Raw genomic sequence first — 1,502 nt, 5'->3', positions numbered from 1 at the left:
GAAGAACGCTACCGACAACGCCTGTGATTTGATCAGCGATAAGCAGCTGATCTACAACAAGGCGCGTCAGGCTGCGATCACCCAAGAGATCTCGGTAATCGTCGGCGGCGCTGCCGCGGTTTAACGGTTCAAATATTCAGAGGATCCAGCTATGAGTAGCGGACGTATCGTTCAAATCATCGGCGCCGTTATCGACGTGGAATTTCCACGCGACAGCGTACCGAGCATCTACAACGCGCTGAAAGTAGTGAGCGCGGCCGAAACCACTCTGGAAGTTCAGCAACAGCTGGGCGACGGCGTGGTTCGCACCATTGCGATGGGTTCCACCGAGGGCTTGAAGCGCGGTCTGGAAGTTACCGATTCCGGCGCAGCCATCTCCGTACCGGTCGGTAAAGCGACTCTGGGCCGGATCATGGACGTTCTGGGTAACCCGATCGACGAAGCCGGTCCAATCGACACCGAAGAGCGCTGGGGCATTCACCGCGCAGCACCTTCGTTCGCTGAACAAGCAGGCGGCAACGACCTGCTGGAAACCGGCATCAAGGTTATCGACCTGGTTTGCCCGTTCGCCAAAGGCGGTAAAGTCGGTCTGTTCGGTGGTGCCGGTGTAGGCAAAACCGTAAACATGATGGAACTGATCCGTAACATCGCCATCGAGCACAGCGGTTATTCCGTGTTCGCCGGTGTGGGTGAGCGTACTCGTGAGGGTAACGACTTCTACCACGAGATGAAGGATTCCAACGTTCTGGACAAAGTGGCACTGGTTTACGGTCAGATGAACGAGCCGCCGGGTAACCGTCTGCGCGTAGCACTGACCGGCCTGACCATGGCCGAGAAGTTCCGTGACGAAGGTAACGACGTTCTGCTGTTCGTCGACAACATCTATCGTTACACCCTGGCCGGTACTGAAGTATCCGCACTGCTGGGCCGTATGCCTTCCGCAGTAGGTTACCAGCCGACTCTGGCTGAAGAGATGGGCGTTCTGCAAGAACGTATCACTTCGACCAAAGAAGGTTCGATCACCTCGATCCAAGCGGTATACGTACCTGCGGACGACTTGACCGACCCGTCGCCAGCGACCACCTTCGCCCACCTGGACGCCACCGTCGTTCTGTCCCGTGACATCGCTTCCCTGGGTATCTACCCAGCGGTAGATCCACTGGATTCGACTTCGCGCCAGCTGGATCCGAACGTAATCGGTCAGGACCACTACGACACCGCTCGCGGCGTTCAGTACGTTCTGCAACGTTACAAAGAGCTGAAAGACATCATCGCGATCCTGGGTATGGACGAGCTGTCGGAAGCCGACAAACAGTTGGTTAACCGTGCTCGTAAGATCCAGCGCTTCTTGTCGCAGCCGTTCTTCGTGGCTGAAGTCTTCACCGGTGCTTCGGGTAAATACGTTTCCCTGAAAGACACCATTGCTGGCTTCAAAGGCATCCTCAACGGTGACTACGACCACCTGCCAGAACAAGCGTTCTACATGGTTGGCGGCATCGAAG

At 56.6% G+C, this 1,502-nt stretch carries 2 protein-coding genes; both read left to right on the top strand.

Going from position 1 to position 1,502, the window contains the following annotated elements; genetic code table 11:
• Positions 1 to 124, top strand: a 124-nt coding sequence (locus ACIP8I_RS27140; RefSeq protein ID WP_400764927.1) for a F0F1 ATP synthase subunit gamma, incomplete at its 5' end; no start/stop codon positions are given.
• A 27-nt stretch (positions 125 to 151) separates the two neighbouring features.
• The coding region (atpD, locus tag ACIP8I_RS27135; protein WP_400764925.1) for a F0F1 ATP synthase subunit beta at positions 152 to 1,502 on the top strand (1,351 nt) is incomplete at its 3' end.

Origin of the sequence: Pseudomonas sp. NPDC088414, from assembly GCF_044753325.1 — a bacterium.
In the GTDB taxonomy this organism is placed as follows: domain Bacteria; phylum Pseudomonadota; class Gammaproteobacteria; order Pseudomonadales; family Pseudomonadaceae; genus Aquipseudomonas.
The sequence above is the reverse complement of the archived record's forward strand: the minus strand, read 5'-3'. Positions and strand labels throughout refer to the sequence as shown.